15 protein-coding genes and 1 tRNA gene are annotated in these 17,094 nt (G+C 63.6%); 10 read left to right on the top strand and 6 right to left on the bottom strand.

Features of this window, described 5'->3' with window-relative positions:
• From ARC23_RS00005 to ARC23_RS00020, 4 genes are all read left to right on the top strand, one after another.
• Positions 1-245, top strand: a 245-nt coding sequence (locus ARC23_RS00005; protein WP_057495320.1) for a hypothetical protein, incomplete at its 5' end; no start/stop codon positions are given.
• A 138-nt stretch (positions 246-383) separates the two neighbouring features.
• The gene (locus tag ARC23_RS00010) at positions 384-632 is read left to right on the top strand and encodes a hypothetical protein (protein ID WP_057495409.1); all 249 of its coding nucleotides are present in this window, start codon (positions 384-386) and stop codon (positions 630-632) included.
• 81 nt (positions 633-713) lie between these two features.
• A complete protein-coding gene (locus ARC23_RS00015; RefSeq protein ID WP_057495410.1) occupies positions 714-2,417 on the top strand; it encodes a hybrid sensor histidine kinase/response regulator in 1,704 nt (567 codons plus the stop codon).
• A 34-nt stretch (positions 2,418-2,451) separates the two neighbouring features.
• The gene (locus tag ARC23_RS00020; RefSeq protein ID WP_057495321.1) at positions 2,452-2,688 is read left to right on the top strand and encodes a hypothetical protein; all 237 of its coding nucleotides are present in this window, start codon (positions 2,452-2,454) and stop codon (positions 2,686-2,688) included.
• 44 nt (positions 2,689-2,732) lie between these two features.
• Here the strand turns inward: ARC23_RS00020 and ARC23_RS00025 are convergent, their stop codons facing one another.
• Entirely contained in the window at positions 2,733-4,262 is a 1,530-nt protein-coding gene (locus ARC23_RS00025; RefSeq protein WP_057495322.1) for an FAD-dependent monooxygenase, read from the bottom strand.
• Positions 4,263-4,343: 81 nt separating this feature from the next.
• On the opposite strand from ARC23_RS00025, the gene ARC23_RS00030 reads away from it, so the two are divergent.
• The gene (locus ARC23_RS00030) at positions 4,344-4,988 is read left to right on the top strand and encodes a TetR/AcrR family transcriptional regulator (protein ID WP_057495323.1); all 645 of its coding nucleotides are present in this window, start codon (positions 4,344-4,346) and stop codon (positions 4,986-4,988) included.
• Between the two features lie 72 nt (positions 4,989-5,060).
• Positions 5,061-7,202 (top strand): TonB-dependent siderophore receptor, encoded by a 2,142-nt coding sequence (locus ARC23_RS00035; RefSeq protein ID WP_057495324.1) that lies wholly within the window; start codon positions 5,061-5,063, stop codon positions 7,200-7,202.
• A 160-nt stretch (positions 7,203-7,362) separates the two neighbouring features.
• On the opposite strand, the gene ARC23_RS00040 is transcribed toward ARC23_RS00035, so the two are convergent.
• The gene (locus ARC23_RS00040) at positions 7,363-7,710 is read right to left on the bottom strand and encodes a winged helix-turn-helix transcriptional regulator (RefSeq protein ID WP_057495325.1); all 348 of its coding nucleotides are present in this window, start codon (positions 7,708-7,710) and stop codon (positions 7,363-7,365) included.
• A 101-nt stretch (positions 7,711-7,811) separates the two neighbouring features.
• Here ARC23_RS00040 and acuI point away from each other — a divergent pair, with 101 nt between their 5' ends.
• Entirely contained in the window at positions 7,812-8,801 is a 990-nt protein-coding gene (gene acuI, locus ARC23_RS00045; RefSeq protein WP_057495326.1) for an acrylyl-CoA reductase (NADPH), read from the top strand.
• A 149-nt stretch (positions 8,802-8,950) separates the two neighbouring features.
• The gene (locus ARC23_RS00050) at positions 8,951-11,716 is read left to right on the top strand and encodes a UvrD-helicase domain-containing protein (protein WP_057495327.1); all 2,766 of its coding nucleotides are present in this window, start codon (positions 8,951-8,953) and stop codon (positions 11,714-11,716) included.
• A gap of 87 nt (positions 11,717-11,803) precedes the next feature.
• On the opposite strand, the gene ARC23_RS00055 is transcribed toward ARC23_RS00050, so the two are convergent.
• From ARC23_RS00055 to ARC23_RS00065, 4 genes are all read right to left on the bottom strand, one after another.
• The gene (locus ARC23_RS00055; RefSeq protein ID WP_057495328.1) at positions 11,804-12,670 is read right to left on the bottom strand and encodes a DNA adenine methylase; all 867 of its coding nucleotides are present in this window, start codon (positions 12,668-12,670) and stop codon (positions 11,804-11,806) included.
• Between the two features lie 9 nt (positions 12,671-12,679).
• On the bottom strand, positions 12,680-14,362 hold the full coding sequence (locus tag ARC23_RS20210; RefSeq protein WP_152985170.1) for an AAA family ATPase: 1,683 nt from the start codon (positions 14,360-14,362) through the stop codon (positions 12,680-12,682).
• A gap of 273 nt (positions 14,363-14,635) precedes the next feature.
• Positions 14,636-14,725 (bottom strand) — tRNA-Ser (locus ARC23_RS00060).
• A gap of 104 nt (positions 14,726-14,829) precedes the next feature.
• The gene (locus ARC23_RS00065) at positions 14,830-15,822 is read right to left on the bottom strand and encodes a LysR family transcriptional regulator (protein ID WP_049429058.1); all 993 of its coding nucleotides are present in this window, start codon (positions 15,820-15,822) and stop codon (positions 14,830-14,832) included.
• A gap of 127 nt (positions 15,823-15,949) precedes the next feature.
• Here ARC23_RS00065 and ARC23_RS00070 point away from each other — a divergent pair, with 127 nt between their 5' ends.
• Together ARC23_RS00070 and ARC23_RS00075 are read left to right on the top strand one after the other, a co-directional pair.
• Positions 15,950-16,537, top strand: coding sequence for an FMN-dependent NADH-azoreductase (locus tag ARC23_RS00070; RefSeq protein ID WP_014037684.1), 588 nt, complete (start codon positions 15,950-15,952; stop codon positions 16,535-16,537).
• Positions 16,538-16,674: 137 nt separating this feature from the next.
• The gene (locus ARC23_RS00075) at positions 16,675-17,037 is read left to right on the top strand and encodes an SH3 domain-containing protein (protein WP_057495329.1); all 363 of its coding nucleotides are present in this window, start codon (positions 16,675-16,677) and stop codon (positions 17,035-17,037) included.
• Positions 17,038-17,094 lie beyond the last annotated feature (57 nt).

Genomic DNA, 17,094 nt, shown 5'->3' on the forward strand with positions numbered 1-17,094 from the left:
GCCACGATGCCATCGCCCTGCAGGCGGGTGTGCTCGGCAGCGTGCTGGGGTTGGGGCTGTTCAAGGCCATTGCCCTGTCGGCGCTGGCCAGTGGATCGGTGCTGGTGATCGGCCTGTGGCTGCTGGCCTGCGCGTTGCTGGGCGCCTGGGCGCTGGCGGCCTGCCTGGCCTGTCTCGCACTGAGCCGCCGCGTGTTCGTGCTGATGCTGGCGTTGTGCAGCGTGCTGCTGATCTGCATTGGCTGAAGCCGCCCTCTGCCAGGACGCCGGGGGGCGCCGGGCACCGCATCCACGGCGCGCGCTTGATCCGGCGCATGCACGCAGCTGACTGCGCCGTCACCGCCGATGGGCAACGATGCGGCATTGTTTCCTGCCGAGCTGTCCATGCCTGACGCGATCCACCCAGTCATCAGCGCCTTTGAGGCCGTGTTCAACCTGTCCGGTGGAATCGAGCGCATCACTGCGCTGACCATCACCTGCCGCCATTGCGCCGAAACCACTTCGGCCAGCGAAGAGAGCCTGCTGCATCTGCCCGGCGGTGCCTTGTTCCGCTGCGAGCGATGCGGCTGCCATCAACAGGTCAGCCATGCACGGGTGGCCGATTGGTCGTTGCCCTCGTTGCTGGGCGTATGACGCACTGAGGCAGCGTACGGATGTGCAGGCCGTGCTGACACCCCCTCGGCTATGCTGGGTGACCTCCCCGCGCTGTCGGCCATGCATCCTTTTCCCCTTACTGTCTCCGCGCCCGACCAGCTGGCCTACCGCCTGCTGCAGGACAGCGACTGGGCGCGCTCTGCCGCCGCAGCCAGCGCTCCGCCCGAGCTGCGCTCCCTGCTGGCGATGATTCTCGATTCTCCCGAGCCGCTGTGGATTGCCTGGGGCCACCAGGACAAGACGTTCTTCTTCAACGACGCCTACCTGCCGATGCTGGGCGGCAAGCTGCACGGGGCCATGGGTAATAGCCTGGAACAGGTGTGGTCCGATGTCTGGCAGGTGGTCGCGCCGGCGATCGGCGATGCGTTTGCCGGCACCAGCCGCAGCTTCAACAACCTGCCACTGATGATGGACCGCGACGGCACGCTGCGGGAGACCTTCTGGACGTTCTCCTATTCGCCGCTGCGCCTCGGCTGTGGCGCAGTGGGCGGCATCATCTGCGTGGTCAGTGAACAGACCGAGCGGGTGATCGAGCGCGACCGGCACAGCCGCCAGGTCGCGGCCATCACCGAGCAGGCGCGCGAGGCGCACCTGGAGCTGGTACGCGCGCGCGAACAGCTGCGGCAGTCACAGAAGCTGGAGGCCATCGGCCAGCTGACCGGCGGCGTCGCCCACGACTTCAACAACCTGCTGCAGGTCATCACCGGCTCGGTGGACATGCTGCTGCACACCTGGCCTGGCGACGATCCGCGCCTGCGCTACATCCAGGCCATCGGCAGCGCCTCGGACAGGGCCACGCGGCTTACCGCACAGCTGCTGGCATTCTCGCGTCGCCAGAGCCTGTCCCCGGAGGTCTTCGATCTGTGCGAGAGCGTGCAGGCACTGTCGGACATCATCACCACCGTGCTCGGTGCCCGCATCACGATGCGGGTGGACCTGCCTTGCACGCCGTTGCCGGTGCTGCTGGACCGCACGCAGCTGGATACCGCCCTGATCAACATCGCGGTCAACGCACGCGATGCAATCGAAGGCCAGGGCACCGTGACGATCCATGTCGCACAGGTGACTGCGGTGCCTTCGATCCGCTTTTCCGCACCGATGAAGGGCGCGTTCGCCGCCATCAGCGTGACCGACACCGGTGCCGGCATCGACCCGACCGTGGTCGACCGCATCTTCGAGCCGTTCTTCACCACCAAGGATGTCGGTGCCGGAACCGGACTCGGCCTCAGCCAGGTGTTCGGCTTCGTCAAGCAGTCCGAGGGCGAAGTGGATGTGAGCAGCGAACCCGGCACCGGCACGCGTTTTACGCTTTACCTGCCACTGGCCCAGTCCAGCGGCGCACTCCCGCGGCCGCTGTCGCAGCCGGGCCTGGTGCATGGCCAAGGGCTGTGCGTGCTGGTGGTGGAAGACAACGTCGATGTGGCCGAGTTCGCGGTCGGTGCGCTGCGCGAGCTCGACTACACCGTGGTGCTGGCGCGCAATGCAGACGAAGCGCTGGCCGCACTGGAACACGATGCCGCACGCTTCCACGTGGTCTTCAGCGACGTAGTGATGCCGGGCATCAACGGCCTGGACCTGGCGCGCAGCATCCGCAGCCGTTTTCCCGGGCTGCCGATCATTCTCACCAGTGGCTACAGCGAGCTGCTGGCACGCGACCCGGGGCATGGCTTTGCCCTGCTGCGCAAACCCTATTCGCTCAAGCAGCTGGCAGCGGTGATGACCGAGGCGGGGCGGCAGCGTTCGCCCGAGCCGGTGCGGGTATAGCGGTTCCTGCACCGGGCCGGTACGCGGGGAGACGATGCGCACGCTGCACAGTGTGCAGGCAATGGGCGGCCTGGACGCAGCCAGCGCCTGCGCTACCTATGACGGTAACGCGATGCACCCGGCCTGCCAGGAATCACCGCATCTGAAGGACATTCCGCCCGACGTGGCCGCGCGTGAAAGCCGCCGCAACAAGGGCATGGAGGTGTGGTCGAGCGAGCGCAAGGGCAGCGACACGCCGCTGGACCTGAGCGGCAGCAAGAAGGACCTCTGATCACCGCCGCACAGCCCTTGCCGGCTGCGCGGCGGCCGCGCGGATCAGGCCGGCACCGGCGAACCGGACCAGCGCCGCAGCGCCTCGGCCAGCCCCGTCGCGTCGCCGCCAGCATCGCAGGCCCAGGCCACAATGCCGTCGGGCCGGACCAGCACCGCGCCGAGACCGAGTGTGTCGTGCACCGGTGAAGCGACGCAGGCAAGACGATGGGACTGGCCGTCAATGCCCTCGCAAAGCGCAGGGTCGGCGTCGAACACCAACAGCACACCGCCTCCGGTGCGCAGCAGCTCGCCCATGCGACGGCCGTCGCCCAATTGAAAGTCGGGCACGCTGCGGCCAACCAGTGGATGCCCTTCGCCCAGATCCAGCTGCTGCGCAACGCCCCAGACCCGCTCGGCCAGATAGGTCGCGCCATCGCGGGACTCGGCCAGATCGGCCATGACCGCTGCCAGTGCGCGTGAACCCGTACCGGGTCGCATCAGCGCCACCTGCGCCCGCGACCAGTCCAGCACCCGTGCGCCGATCGGGCGCCGCTCCGCGCCATAGCTGTCCAGCAGCGCGCCATCGGCCGCACCGCGCACTACCACCGCCAGCTTCCAGCCAAGATTCATCGCATCGCCGATACCCAGGTTCAGGCCCTGCCCGCCCAGCGGCGAATGCACATGCGCGGCATCGCCGGCCAGCAGTACGCGCCCGTTGCGATAGCGCGTCGCCAGGCGGGCACCATCGGTCCAGGTACTGTGCAGATGCAGTGCGGTGATGGTGGCCTCACGCCCGGAAATGCGCCGCAACAGGGCCTGCGCCGCCTCTCGATCAAGCGCCGTGCGATGGCCGGCGCCACCATCGAAATCGGCCAGCGCCAGTACGCCCGGAGGACTGAAGTTGCACATGCCGTGCGCGGTCTGCTGGCGGCCCGGCGTCAGCACCGCAGGGTCGTCCAGTTCCACCAGCAACGAATGCCCGGTGAGTTCCGGATCGGTGCCGGCGAAGCCGAAGCCGCACTGCTTGCGCACAGTGCTGCGGCCGCCATCGCAGCCGACCAGCCAGCGACCGCGGACGGTCCCCTCGTTCGTTTCGATCACCACCTCGTCGGCGCCAGCGTGTACGGCCTGCAGCGCACGACCGCGCTCGATCCGCACGCCCAGCACGGTTGCGCGCGCGCTCAGGGCGGCCTCCAATGCATGCAGCTCCACTGCCATCTGGGTGCCGACAGGCGTGGCCAGCTGGTACGGCCAGCGACTGCGATCAACGTTGTCCAATGCGAACGGGATGCCGGCAAAGTGACCGCCCAGCGGCCGCGACTGCGCCAGCCAGTGCGCGGTACCGGGTGGCGGCGCGCCCTTGTCGGGCTTGAGCACCTGGGTCGCGGCCACCGCCTCGAGTAGGCCCCGCCGGTCCAGCGCCTCCAGGGTGGGCACATTCAAGCCGCGCAGGCCGAAAGGCAAGCGCTTCAACGGCGACTCCGGCGATGCGGCCGCTTCCAGCACCAGCACCGAGCAGCCGGCCAAGGCCAGCTCGCAGGACAGGAACAGGCCGACCGGACCGGCCCCGGCAACCACCACGTCGTACCCCATGCGGATTCCTCGTGAGCACCGGGCCGGCGCTCTGTCGAGCACAATGTTACACTGGGTGTACGTTTTAACAAGTGAACCCCCATGACCCCGCCCCCTGGCCGCCGTGAGCAGCGCAAAGCCGAGACCCGACAGGCGATTTCCGACATCGCCACCAGGCTGATCATCGAGCGCGGCTTCGAGGCCGTGTCGATGTCAGAGATCGCCGAGGCCGCCGGGGTCTCGCGCAAAACGGTGTTCAACTACTTCGCCAGCAAGGAAGACCTGGTATTTGATCGTGACGAGGAGGCGCGCGCGGTGCTGCGCGAAGGCATGACCGAGCGCGGCGGCATGACGCCGCTGGCCGCGTTCCAGTCGCTGCTGTGCAGCCTGCTGCACAGTGGCCATCCCCTGCTGCGGATCAGCGCCGGCGCCGCAGCGTTCTGGGCCACGGTGGCCGACAGCCCGGCGCTGGTCGCCCACGCGCGGCGCCTGCAGGCACAGCTGACCGACGATCTGGCGCAGTTGATGGCCACCGCTGCCGGCCGCCCGGCCCGTGATGCCGAGGCCCGGCTGGGCGCGGCGATGCTGCTGTCCTCGGTGGTGGCCGCCTACGAAAGCGGGCTGGCCAGCCAGGCGCTGGGGGAGGACCCGCGCGCTGCGATGGTGCAGCTGATCGTCCGCGGCGGCACCGGCGTACTTGCCGCCCTGGCCGGCACCCCGTACACCGACCCCGGCGCACGTCCATAGCGCATTCGGGGCTAGGCTGCGAAGTGTTGCAAATGCTAATCTTTCTCATTTGCAGCCAAGCGCCTCCCTTCCATGCCCCTGCCGATGCTCCGCCAACGCGCCCTGTCCGTGGCGCTGACCCTGCCCCTGGCCGCGCTTGCCTGCGCCGCCGAACCCTCGCCCAACACTCCCACCGCGCTGGACAAGGTTGAAGTGCGTGGCCGTGCGCAGACCCTGTACCGGGTGGACGATGCCGCAGTGGGCACCCGCACCGACACGCCGCTGGAGCTCGTTCCGCAATCGATCCAAGTGGTGCCGCGCGAGTTGATCGACGACCAGGCGGCGCGTCAGGTCACCGACCTCTACCGCAGCATCAGCGGCATCAGCTTCTTCAGCTATGCCGGCGTTACCCTGCGCGGCTTCCGCCAGGAGAACGTGCTGTACGACGGCCTGCGCGGCGACCCGTACGCCGGCTTCTCGGTGCCGCAGCTGTTCAACATCGAACGGGTGGAGATCCTGAAGGGACCGGCCGGGGCGCTCTATGGCGGCGGCGATGCCGGTGGCATCATCAATTACGTCACGCGCAAGCCGAAGGCCAGCGCCGAGCGCCGCATCGAAATGCAGATGGGCAACAAGGACTTCCGCGCCGGTTCCATCGAAGGCACCGGCCCGTTGAACGCCAGCGGCAGCGTGCGTTACCGCGCCGGGCTGTATGCCGACACCGAGCAGGGCCTGCGCTGGAATGCCGACAGCGAAAGCGTGATCGGCGATGCCTCGCTGGCCTTCGACGTTGGCCAGACCGGCGAGCTGGTGCTGCAGTTCACCGACATCACCCAGAACCTGGGCGGCAACCGCCTGCGCGGCGTGCCGGTGAACGATGCCGGTACCTTCCTCACCGACCGCCGCTGGAACCACAACGAGGCCAGCGACTTCCTCGACATGCGCGCGAAGGTGGCGTTGGCGCAATACCGTTTCGCACCGCGTGACAACCTGGATGTGGACATCGCCGCGCGCTGGTTCAGCAACAACGAGCACCAGATGTACCACGAGCCGATGGGCCTGATCGACCGCGACCGCGACGGCGTGGCCGAGTGGATGACCCGGCAGCTGCGCAACCAGATCCGCGACAACGAAGCATTCACCGCCAACGCCAATGCGGTGTGGCGGATCGACACCGGCCGCATCGGGCACAAGGTGCTGTTCGGTGCCGACGTCTACCAGCTCGATGCGGATTTCACTGCACAGACCGCCAACAGTGCCGACCTCGCGCGTGGCGCCGGCCCGGTGCGTGGCATCGACCTGTTCAATCCGGTATACGGCGGCAGCAGCTGGCACGACTACAATCTGGCCGCCCTGCCCTGGCGCAGCACCGCCACCCGCAGCACACGCTACGGTGCTTACCTGCAGGACGAACTGGCACTGGGCCAACGCTGGCACGTGCTGGCCGGGCTGCGCTGGGATGGCTTCCAGGATGAGGATCGTCTCGGCGCCAGCCGCGTGGACGGCAACGATCTGAGCTGGCGGCTGGGCAGCACCTTCAGCGTGCGCGAGGGCCTGAACGTATACGCCAACGTGGCCAGTGGCTTCGTGCCGCAGAGCGCGGCGAACCAGAACCCGGCCACCGGCGGCCCGTTCGACGCCGAGCGCAGCAAGCAGTGGGAAATCGGCCTGAAATCGCTGCTGGCCGAGCGCGTGAGCGTGAACATGGCGGCCTACCGCATCGACCGCAGCAACATCGTGCAGGCCACCGGCGAGGTGATCGGCGGCGTGAACCAGCTGGCCGCGCTGGGCCTGGTGCGCAGCACCGGCATGGAGCTGGACCTGCTGGCCGATGTCACCGAGCGCTGGGTGCTGAACCTGACCTACGCCTACAACGATGCGCGGGTGAAGGACGCCGGCCCGGGCGGCATCACCAACGCCTCCGGCGACCGGTTCGCCAATGCGCCGCGCAACAAGGTCGGGTTGTGGACGCGCTATGACCTGCCTGCGATCAACTCCGCCATCGGCTTCGGCGCTGACCATGTCGGCGAGCGTGTCAGCCTCGATGGGCAGACGGTGAAGGCGTATACCGTGTTCGACATGAGCTGGAAGACCACCTGGAAGCAGTGGCAGTTCCAGGCCAACGTCAAGAACCTGTTCGACAGGGTGTATGCCGCCAGTGGCTTCATCGAACGCAACGGGCACTTCCCGGGCGAACCGAGGCGGGTGTATGTGCAGGCGGCCTACACCTTCTGATCCCGTGGTGCAGAGATCGAAGGCATGGGAGTTGCACGCGTGGATGACAAGGCGACATACCCGCAGAGGCACAGAGGCGTGCTTTCGATTGCCGAAGATCCACATGAACCGTTGCAGCGGCAATTTCGCCACAGCGCCGGTCTCACCAGGTTCCCGACCTTCAACTATCCTCGCGCGTACTGTGGTACCCGCGATAGGTTTCACCCCATTCCCGCATCGCCAGCAGCACCGGCACCAGCGTGCGCCCGAATTCGGAAAGCTCGTACTCCACCTTCGGTGGCACCTCGGGATGGACGTGGCGGATCACCACCCCGTCAGCTTCCAGTTCCCGCAGCTGGCTGGTCAGCATGGACTGGGTGGCGTTGGGCACCCGCCGCGTCAGCTCCATGAAGCGACGCTTGCCCGTCATCAGATGAAAGAGGATGACCGGTTTCCACACGCCTCCCATGACCGACAGCGTGACTTCTACGGCGCAACCGCTCTTGCCATCCCAACGCCTGCTACGCATGAATACTCCGAAAAACCATAGTACCTACGGAAAAACATCGTTCTTGTTGCAATAACGGTGCGAGCCTAGCATGGCCCCATTCCTTGAATGCGAGGCCCCGCATGACGTTCAAAGCACTGCTCACCCGCAAGACCAACAACCAGGTTTCGACCGAGCTGGTCGATTTCGATGAAGCAGACCTGATGGACGGCGACGTCCTGGTGGAGGTCCAGTACTCCACGCTCAATTACAAGGATGCGCTTGCCCTCACCGGCAAGAGTCCGGTCATCCGGACGTTCCCGCTCATTCCTGGCATCGATCTGGCCGGCGTGGTGCTGGAATCCAGCAGGGCCGACTTCACACCAGGCGACCGCGTTGTGCTCAACGGCTGGGACCTGAGCATGGGCCACCACGGCGGCCTGGCCCAGCGCGCGCGGGTGCGGGGCGAATGGCTCAACCGGATTCCCGGCAACCTCAGCACCCGCGACGCCATGGCCATCGGCACCGCTGGCTATACCGCCATGCTCTGCGTGCTGGCCCTGGAACATGCAGGGGTGACGCCTGCGCAGGGCGATGTGCTGGTCACCGGCGCCAACGGCGGCGTCGGCTCGATCGCGGTGGCGATCCTCTCGAAGCTGGGCTACCGCGTGGTGGCCGCCACCGGGCGACCGGAACATGCCGGGTACCTGCACAACCTGGGTGCGGCCGAGATCGTCGACCGTGCGCAGCTCTCAGAACCGCGCGAGCGGCCGGTGAGCGCCGAGCGTTGGGCCGGCGTGGTGGATGTGGCCGGTGGCCCTACCCTCGTCAACGCGATTGCCGAGACCAAGTACCGCGGTGCCGTGGCGGCCTGCGGCCTGGCGCAGAGCGACACGCTGCAGGGCTCGGTGCTGCCTTTCATCCTGCGCAACGTCACCTTGGCCGGCATCGATTCGGTGAACGCGCCGCAGGACGTGCGCCAGCGTGCATGGGATCGCTTGGCCACCGACCTGGACCCGCAGAAGCTGGAAAGCACGGTCCAGCAGATCGGCCTTGCCGAGGTGCTGGACGTGTACGAGCAGATCATCCCGGGCAAGGTGCGCGGGCGGATCGTGGTGGACGTCAACGCCTGACGCCTGTTACGCCCGCAGGGGTGCAACACCATCGCGGGCTTCTGGCCGGCCAGGCCGAAAGCCCTGCGCACGGCACCACGCCCCCTTATCATGGGGCTGTAAGGGCGCTTTACGCCCAGTGACGTACGCAAGGCAGTATCTGGATGTCTATGGAATGGCGCCCCTCGGCCTGGGGCCAGCGTGTGACCGGCTCGCCGCATTGGCGGCTGCGGCTGGATGGCGAGCACGTCGAGCTCTTGATCGGCGGCCAGCAGTACCGGCAGCAGCTGGATGATGATCGATGCGTGCAGGTCATTCCGGGGCTGCTCTGGGCCCGGATCGAACTGAACTCACGGCAGGGTGATGCACTGACCGTGGATGGGCTGCCCAACGGCCAGGCCCGCCGGCTTGCGGCCGCCGTGCAGGATGTCTTCTTGGCGCGAAGCACGCGTGGGCGCAAGGGTCTGTTCGAGGACATCCTCCAGCAGATCCAGTCATGGTTGAGCGCGGCCGACGCGCTGGCCGATCGCGCGCACGCCCACAGACGCTGGATCACCCATGAACAACAGCAGGCGCTGCTGCACGATCGCCCCACCTTGCCGCTCGCCCCGGATGAGCTGGAGAGGTTGTTCCTCGATGCGACCGTGCACGACGACCTGCGCTCGAGCCGCCATCTGGCCGCGCTGGAGGCGCTGAATGACTGGTACCTGGATTGGCCTGCCGTCTGGGCCGACGCCAACGAGACCATGGCAACCCGCGAGCTGGCTCTGGCCAAGGACTTCCTGGACAGGGTCGAAAGCAGGCCACTGACCGAAGAACAGGCCCGCGCGGTCATCTGCTTCGACAACCGCGTGCAGGTCGTGGCCGCAGCCGGCTCCGGCAAGACCTCGACGATGGTCGCCAAGGCCGCGTATGCCATCGATCGCGGCTTTGTCGAACCCGAGCGGATCGTGATGCTCGCCTTCAACAAGGATGCCGCCAGGGAACTGGAGGAGCGCGCGCAGCGGTCCTTCGACCGACTCGGCATGGGCGACACCGTGGTCGAGGCGCGGACCTTCCACGCCTTGGGCCTGGCGATCATCGGCAAGGCCACCGGACGCAAGCCCGACATCCCCGAATGGGCCATTGACGCCACGCTGGGCTTCACCAAGCTGGCCGAACTGGTGGACGACCTGAAGGACCGCTCGACCCACTTCCGCACCCAATGGGACATGTTCCGCCTGGTGTTCGGGCGCGACCTGCCGCCATTCGGCGCCAAAATGGAGGCCGACGGCTACGACCGCGACGGCACGCCGTACATTCGGACCCTGCAGGGCGAGCGGGTGAAGAGCCTGGAAGAGTGCGTCATCGCCGATTGGCTGTTCTACAACGGCGTGGCCTACCACTACGAGCGCCGTTACGAATTTGATACCGCCACCGATACCCATCGCCAGTATCGTCCGGACTTCTATTACCCGGACGCTGCCCTGTATCACGAGCACGTTGCGCTGGATGCCGATGGCCAGCCGCCGAAGCACTTTGCCAACTACAGCGAAGGGATGCATTGGAAGCGCCAGCAGCACGTGGCGCGCGGCACCGCTCTGGTCGAGACGACGTCGTTTGGCCTGCGCAGTGGACAGGCCCTGCAGCATCTTGCCGAGCGGCTTGGCGCGTCTGATGTCGAGCTCGACCCGAACCCGGACCGTGAGCTCCCCACCGAGGGCGCCAAGCCGATGCCGGATGCGGACCTGATCGGCCTGATGCGCACCTTCATCGCCCATGCCAAGAGCAACTGCCTGACGCTGGACGATATGGCCGCACGCCTGCGGCAGATGCCCGACGACCAGTTCAAGGAACGCTACCGGCGCTTCCTGGAAATCGCCGGGCCGGTTTTCCAGGCCTGGGACAACGCACTGGCGGACGAGCGTGGCATCGACTTCGAAGACATGCTCAACATGGCTGCCGGACTGCTGGAACAGGGTCACTATGAATCGCCCTACGATCTGGTGATGGCGGACGAGTTCCAGGATGCCTCGCGGGCCCGCGCCCGCCTCTGCCGCGCCTTGGTCAGCCAACCCGGCCGTCATCTGTTTGCCGTGGGCGACGACTGGCAATCGATCAACCGCTTCGCGGGTGCCGATGTTTCAGTGATGACCGGTTTCCAGGAGTGGATGGGGCAAGGCCAGGTACTCAAGCTGGAACAGACCTTCCGCTGCCCGCAGGCGCTCTGCGATGCCTCCAGCCGCTTCATCAGCCGCAATCCAGCGCAGATGGCCAAGGCGGTACGTTCTGCTACGCCACCGATCGGGCCGGTGCTGCAGGCGTTCCAGCTGGCCCGACGTGAGGAAGTGCAGGACGGGGTTCGCCAGTACCTGGCCACACTGCACCAGCAGCTGCTGTCCGGCGCGCTACCTCGCGGCCACGCCGGTCGCGTGACGGTGTTCATTCTGGGCCGTTACCGGAATGAGCGCAGTGCCTTGCCTGCGGACTGGAAGGCTACATTTGGCAGCACAATGGACGTCGAGTTCCTCACCGTGCACCGCTCCAAGGGGCGCGAGGCGGACTATGTGATCCTGCCGGGATTGGTGAATCGTGGCTTCCCCAGCCTTCGCTCGGATGACCCGGTACTTTCGCTGGCGATGCCCGAAGGCGATGCCTTCCCGCTGGGCGAAGAGCGACGGTTGTTTTACGTGGCGCTGACGCGTGCGCGGCGGAGCGTGGCGATGTTCACCCTGCAGGGCAAGCACTCGCCGTTCCTGGATGAGCTGGTACGGGACGGCGCGGTGGAGGTGACCAGCCTGTCTGGCGTGGCCATCAACGAAGAACGCTGCCCGGTCTGCAAGGTGGGCGTGTTCGTGGACAGGAATGGGCCGCATGGAGCGTTCCGGTCGTGCTCGAGTTATCCGTTGTGCCTTAACAAGTCCAGAAGCGGAAATCCAATCAGAAACCAAGACTAAATACGACAACTATCACGGAGCCTACAAGAAATGTGAAAGAACCACATTAATCGATGCATCCGCACCACCTTTACGTTGAACTTCCTATCAAGCCGCCTCAGGAAGATCCAAAGGTACTGATTTCAGCTTAGTACTAAAGAACATAACCTCAGCCCCAGTGTAGCGCCTTCGCGCGGTGTACTTGAGACCATACCCCACTCCGTGGGATCTTGAGTACATCTCGCGGATCTCAGGCGCGTCATCATACGATACGATCCAGCGCCTAGGAAATTTCCGGAGCTGAAGCATGGCCGCAATAGCCAAGTGATCGTGATGAGAGTAGAAATTCCTGTATAAACCCTGTCCTTTAACGTAGTAAGGCGGGTCCAGATAGATCAAAGAACGCTCAGGCAGAAATTCGTCACACCTACTCAAAAGCGAAAGCGCGTCTTCGCCATAGACATTGATCTTTTTGGAATACTCACCAATCCTACCCAGGCGCGACACAAGGACGTCACGCATATAGCGAGCATCAATCCGATACTTTCCATCCTGAGCTTTTCCGCCAATCACACCGGCTTTCAAAATGCCTGATCGATTGGTTCTATTCATGAATAGAGTTGCAAATCCCCGGTGCAACTGCGACACCTCAACCTTACCAAAGAGAACCGATCGCCAGTGGTGCCATGCTTCTATAGTCACAGGCTCGCTCTCAACCAATGAGATCAGTTCGGAGGTGAAGCGAGTCGCGGAAATCCAAAAATCATAGACTGCAGAGTCCAAGTCATTGATATGAACTTCCTCAGCGATGCCATCAAAAAGAAGCTCCAATGCAACCCCCGCCCCCCCCGCATACGGCTCCAGATAATGACCGCCGACGAGGTTGTTATCCCTCATTACCCGAGCGATGTAAGGAGCAAAACGCCCCTTACCACCTGGATAGCGGAGCGGAGTGTATAGCTTATTGGAGTACATTCTTCACCTCTAAACTTTGCCTACTCGAGCCTGAGTCCTAAGCCTCTTCGCTACGACTTTGACCGCCTGATCGAAACTTGACCTAAAATCTGTAACCATCCCAGGATTCTCATCCATCCAAATCTTAAAAATACCCCAATCCCGGATATATTTAATTCTACCTCGCCACCACTTTTTTGCATGCTTTCGATCAGAGAGATCACCATCCCAGTTGAGCAAATGAGCTTGCACTTGGTCCGTGGTAATTCGCATTTTCTTAAGCTTCGCCCAAGCAGCGGGGTGAGCAGACGGATTATCGATAAGATCCTGAATGAATGAAAAGACAGTTCGCTCAGGCGACTTTTCGTCAATGCCAGGGAGTTTAACTAAATTTCCGTGCCTCATGCTTGACTTACTAATAACCGAGTCTGCATCGAGGGCAAATAGCGATAATTTAAAATGCGAATCAATTGAACTTAGGTTTGCCAGGCTATTACATCCAACTCCAAGAGCATAGACCTTTATCGCAACGCCGTACACGCGACCCAACGCACGCTTAATGGACGCCGGGATCAAATCATTAAAAATTTCGGCGGCCTCCTCGTCCTCAAGATACACGCGAAGAACCGGCTTTTGATTTTTAGCACTGACCGAAGGCGGAACTAGATCCATATCATTTAGTATTTCCTGAAGACCGCCTCCATGCATAACGTAAGGAGATCGTGTATCCATCAGGTAAACGACTGAATTTTTTGAAGCCTTAGTCCCGTTTTTCGGATGTACAGCTTCGATGAGCTTAGGCGAATGAGTCGTCGCAACGACCTGAAGCTCAAGCTCATCTGCAAAGCGCTCCAACTGACCAACGAGATTCAGGATAGCACGGGGATGAAACCCTGCATCCAGCTCATCAATAATCAATAGGCCACCAGGATACTCAGACCATTCTCTTTTGAGCATCTGGAATGAGGCAATGGCTGCTGCAATACTACCCAGACTATCCTGACCGAGCGAAACGCACTTCGCATCGTACTCGTAAGAAGGGTGACTGGAAAACTTGCTCGTTCCTTTAATCTTATTTGATGAAACGGAATCTTTACTTGCACCAGCCCCAACGATTACAGAATTGATAAATTCCGCAATCAGCCTCCTATCATCCTCATGCATGCCATCCATTTTCTCATTGGACACATTATCCTCTTCAACCTCGCCCAAGGGCAGGACTCGAGTCATACCGAGATAGAGGGTTGGCAGAGGAACTTTGGACGCTGGACCAACAACAACTGATCCATCCCTGCTAGTAAACTTTGTCGAGGGGCCGAAATTTCTCGGCACGATGCGCGCCTTACTTTCTGCGCTTCGATCAGTGAGTGCACAGCGCTTTTTAATAATCTCTTTGCCGTTAACGGAATACTCCACAAGAGGACGAGGAATAGCACCGGCCTCCTGCGCAGCAATGAACTCATTCTCATAATCAATGAAAATAATTTCAGAAAGATTCGCCTCGAACAATTTATCGAAATAAGATTTAGGCGCGCTTCCGCCTCGAGTTAATCCAGATGAGTTTGCGATCAAACCTAGAATTGTCGATTTTCCAACCCCGTTATGACCGCCTATCAATGTTATTCGAGGAGAAAACTCAATCTCCAAATTTTTTAGCTTTCGAAATGGCAATTCGTCAAATTTTAGACTCTTGAGCTCGACTCGACGACCCAACGAGTTCTTCGCAACATTCCTTTTCACAAAGTCCCTTTGCCCCTGCGGCAGCTAGTCACAACAAGTTTCTGGCTTTTTACGTCAACATTAACGAGCCGTCAATTGCTGTACAATACTTAGCTCCCTTCCTTACAGGCACCTCAGGAGAGGGACGTCAGGCACCAAGCTAAAGAAATCGTGGAACCATACGAGCCGTAGCTATGGCAACCCCATGAAAAGGGAAAACGACGCAGAGTCCTCGCCAAATGGCCCGTCGAAATCATGGGCACAATTTGGCGGAGAGAGTGGGATTCGAACCCACGGAAGGTTTAACCCTTCGCCGGTTTTCAAGACCGGTGCCTTAAACCGCTCGGCCATCTCTCCGTATCGGCCCAGCCTGCTGGCCGGGCACGTATTCTCGCACGGCCGGGCGATTTGCCCAAGACCGGCGTGGCGCCGGGCATCCCCCAGCGCCCCCACAGCAGGCCTCAGCCGGCATCCACCGCCAACGCGCCCAGCGCGCTGGCCTTGATCCGCTCCTTGGCCTTCTCGCATGCACCATCGCAATGCAGGCGCGAGGCCTCCAGCTGCGGTGGCAGGTGCTCGGCCAGGAAGTCGATGAACACACGCACCGCCGGCAGCAGGCCGCGGCGCGAGGCGAACACGGCGTGGCACACGCCCTGCGGCAGCGACCAGTCCGGCAGCACCACTTCCAGCTCACCATTGCGCACGGCATCGGCGCACACGGTTTCCGGCAGCATGGTGATGCCGAAACCGTCCTTCACCATGCTCTGCAGCAGCGGGAAATCGAAGCCGGCCACGCGCGGCTGCAGGTCGACCCGGCGCACTTCGCCTTCCGGGCCATGCAGTTCCCAGCGCTGGCGCGCTTCGTCTTCGCTGATGCTGAGGGTGACGTGCTGGGTCAGCTCCTCCGGGTCCTTGGGGCGGCCGGCGCGGTCCAGGTACTTCGGGCTGGCCACCAGCAGTTCCTGCACCTGGCCGAAGCTGCGCATCACCAGGCTGCCGTCGTCGTCCAGGCGCGAACGCACGCGCAGGGCCACGTCGTAGCCCTCGTTGATGATGTCCACGCGGCGGTTGCTGATGTTCAGCTGCAGCCGCACCTTCGGGTACTGCTCAAGGAACTTGGGCAGCAGCTTGGGCAGCTGCATCTGCGCCAGCGACACCGGCACGCTGGCGCGCACCACGCCGCGCGGTTCCGCGCTGAGGCGGTCCACCACTTCGCGCGCGGCCTGTGCCTCGGCCAGCATCGTCTGCGCATGGCGGTGCACGCTGGTGCCGACGTCGGTGACCGCAAAGCGGCGCGTGGAGCGCTGCAACAGGCGCACGCCCAGGTCGGTTTCCAGCTGGCTGATACGGCGGCTCAGGCGCGACTTGGGAATCCCCAGTGCGCGCTCGGCGGCGGCGAATCCGCCGTGGTCGACCACCATCGCGAAGTAGTACAGGTCATTCAGGTCATGCATACCCGAGTTCCATATCTAGAACAATACGTGGCATTCAATCACCTTTATTCCGCCTTTGCAACAACCTATCGTTCTCTCCATCGGCGGGGCCACCCCGCCCCTTCCTCCCAGAACATAGGTGACTGCCATGAAGCTTCTGCATCTCGACGCCAGCGTGCTTGGCGACAATTCCGTCTCGCGCCAGCTGTCGGCCGCCGTGGTCGCCCGCTTCACCGGCCAGATCGACGGCCTGCAGGTCGATTATCGCGATCTTGACGCCAATCCGGTACCGCACCTGCGCAGCAGCTCGCTGGCCAAGACCGACGCCGCCGAGGCGACCGACGCTGAACAGGTGATGCAGCAGTTCCTGGAGGCCGACATCGTGGTGATCGGCGCGCCGATGTACAACTTCAGCATCCCGTCCACGCTGAAGGCCTGGATTGACCGCGTGGCCGTGGCCGGCCGCACCTTCAAGTACACCGAGAACGGCCCGGTGGGCCTGGCCGGTGGCAAGCGGGTGATCATCGCCAGCAGCCGTGGCGGCATCTACACCGACTCGCCGGCCGACTTCCAGGAGCCGTTCCTGCGCCAGGTGTTCGCCTTCATGGGCATCAACGAGGTCGAGTTCGTGCGCGCCGAAGGCATCGCCTATTCGCCGCAGCACCGTGAAGACGCCATTGCCGGCGCGCTGGCGGCACTGCCGTCGCACGCAGCGGATGAAGCCGTCGCGGCGTAACGCGTTCCAACGTTCGGCGCCCCTCTCTCCTCGTCTGGGCGCTGAACGCGGGCCGGGATCCCCTCCCCCATCCTGGCCCACCCTGGCGGCCCCGCTCTGCGGGGCCGTTTTCTTTTGCGGCGCGCTAGGCTGGAGTCATGAACTACATCGTGACGGCTGCGCACCGCAGCGAATTTCCGCACCCGATCACCCTGCGCCGTGGCCAGGCACTGGTGGTGGGCGGGCGTTATGAAGGCCCGGAGGGCTGGGAAGACTGGTTCCTGTGCGAGGCCGAGGGGCAGCAGCCCGGTTTCGTGCCGGCGCAGGTGATCGGTCGCGATGCGCAGGGTGGCGTGTTTGCCACGGAGGACTACTGCGCGCGGGAGCTGGATGTGGATCCCGGGCAGGCGCTGCGCGGGGTGCGCACGCTCAATGGCTGGGCATGGTGCGTGCCGGAGACCGGCGAACCGGGATGGGTGCCGTTGGAAAAGCTGCGGGCCATAAAGGAGAGCCGAGCATAGGCTCGGCTCTACACGGCTCTGTAGCGCCCGAGCCCATGCTCGGGCGGCGGCGCGGAG

This window comes from Stenotrophomonas beteli (assembly GCF_001431665.1).
GTDB lineage: Bacteria > Pseudomonadota > Gammaproteobacteria > Xanthomonadales > Xanthomonadaceae > Stenotrophomonas > Stenotrophomonas beteli.

Excerpts from the sequence above, each read along its gene's own strand:
- ARC23_RS00010 (WP_057495409.1), top strand. The coding sequence starts at position 384 with ATGCCTGACGCGATCCACCCAGTCATCAGCGCCTTTGAGGCCGTGTTC.
- ARC23_RS00015 (WP_057495410.1), top strand. The coding sequence starts at position 714 with ATGCATCCTTTTCCCCTTACTGTCTCCGCGCCCGACCAGCTGGCCTAC.
- ARC23_RS00020 (WP_057495321.1), top strand. The coding sequence starts at position 2,452 with ATGCGCACGCTGCACAGTGTGCAGGCAATGGGCGGCCTGGACGCAGCC.
- ARC23_RS00025 (WP_057495322.1), bottom strand. The coding sequence starts at position 4,262 with ATGGGGTACGACGTGGTGGTTGCCGGGGCCGGTCCGGTCGGCCTGTTC.
- ARC23_RS00030 (WP_057495323.1), top strand. The coding sequence starts at position 4,344 with ATGACCCCGCCCCCTGGCCGCCGTGAGCAGCGCAAAGCCGAGACCCGA.
- ARC23_RS00035 (WP_057495324.1), top strand. The coding sequence starts at position 5,061 with ATGCCCCTGCCGATGCTCCGCCAACGCGCCCTGTCCGTGGCGCTGACC.
- ARC23_RS00040 (WP_057495325.1), bottom strand. The coding sequence starts at position 7,710 with ATGCGTAGCAGGCGTTGGGATGGCAAGAGCGGTTGCGCCGTAGAAGTC.
- acuI (WP_057495326.1), top strand. The coding sequence starts at position 7,812 with ATGACGTTCAAAGCACTGCTCACCCGCAAGACCAACAACCAGGTTTCG.
- ARC23_RS00050 (WP_057495327.1), top strand. The coding sequence starts at position 8,951 with ATGGAATGGCGCCCCTCGGCCTGGGGCCAGCGTGTGACCGGCTCGCCG.
- ARC23_RS00055 (WP_057495328.1), bottom strand. The coding sequence starts at position 12,670 with ATGTACTCCAATAAGCTATACACTCCGCTCCGCTATCCAGGTGGTAAG.
- ARC23_RS00065 (WP_049429058.1), bottom strand. The coding sequence starts at position 15,822 with ATGCATGACCTGAATGACCTGTACTACTTCGCGATGGTGGTCGACCAC.
- ARC23_RS00070 (WP_014037684.1), top strand. The coding sequence starts at position 15,950 with ATGAAGCTTCTGCATCTCGACGCCAGCGTGCTTGGCGACAATTCCGTC.
- ARC23_RS00075 (WP_057495329.1), top strand. The coding sequence starts at position 16,675 with ATGAACTACATCGTGACGGCTGCGCACCGCAGCGAATTTCCGCACCCG.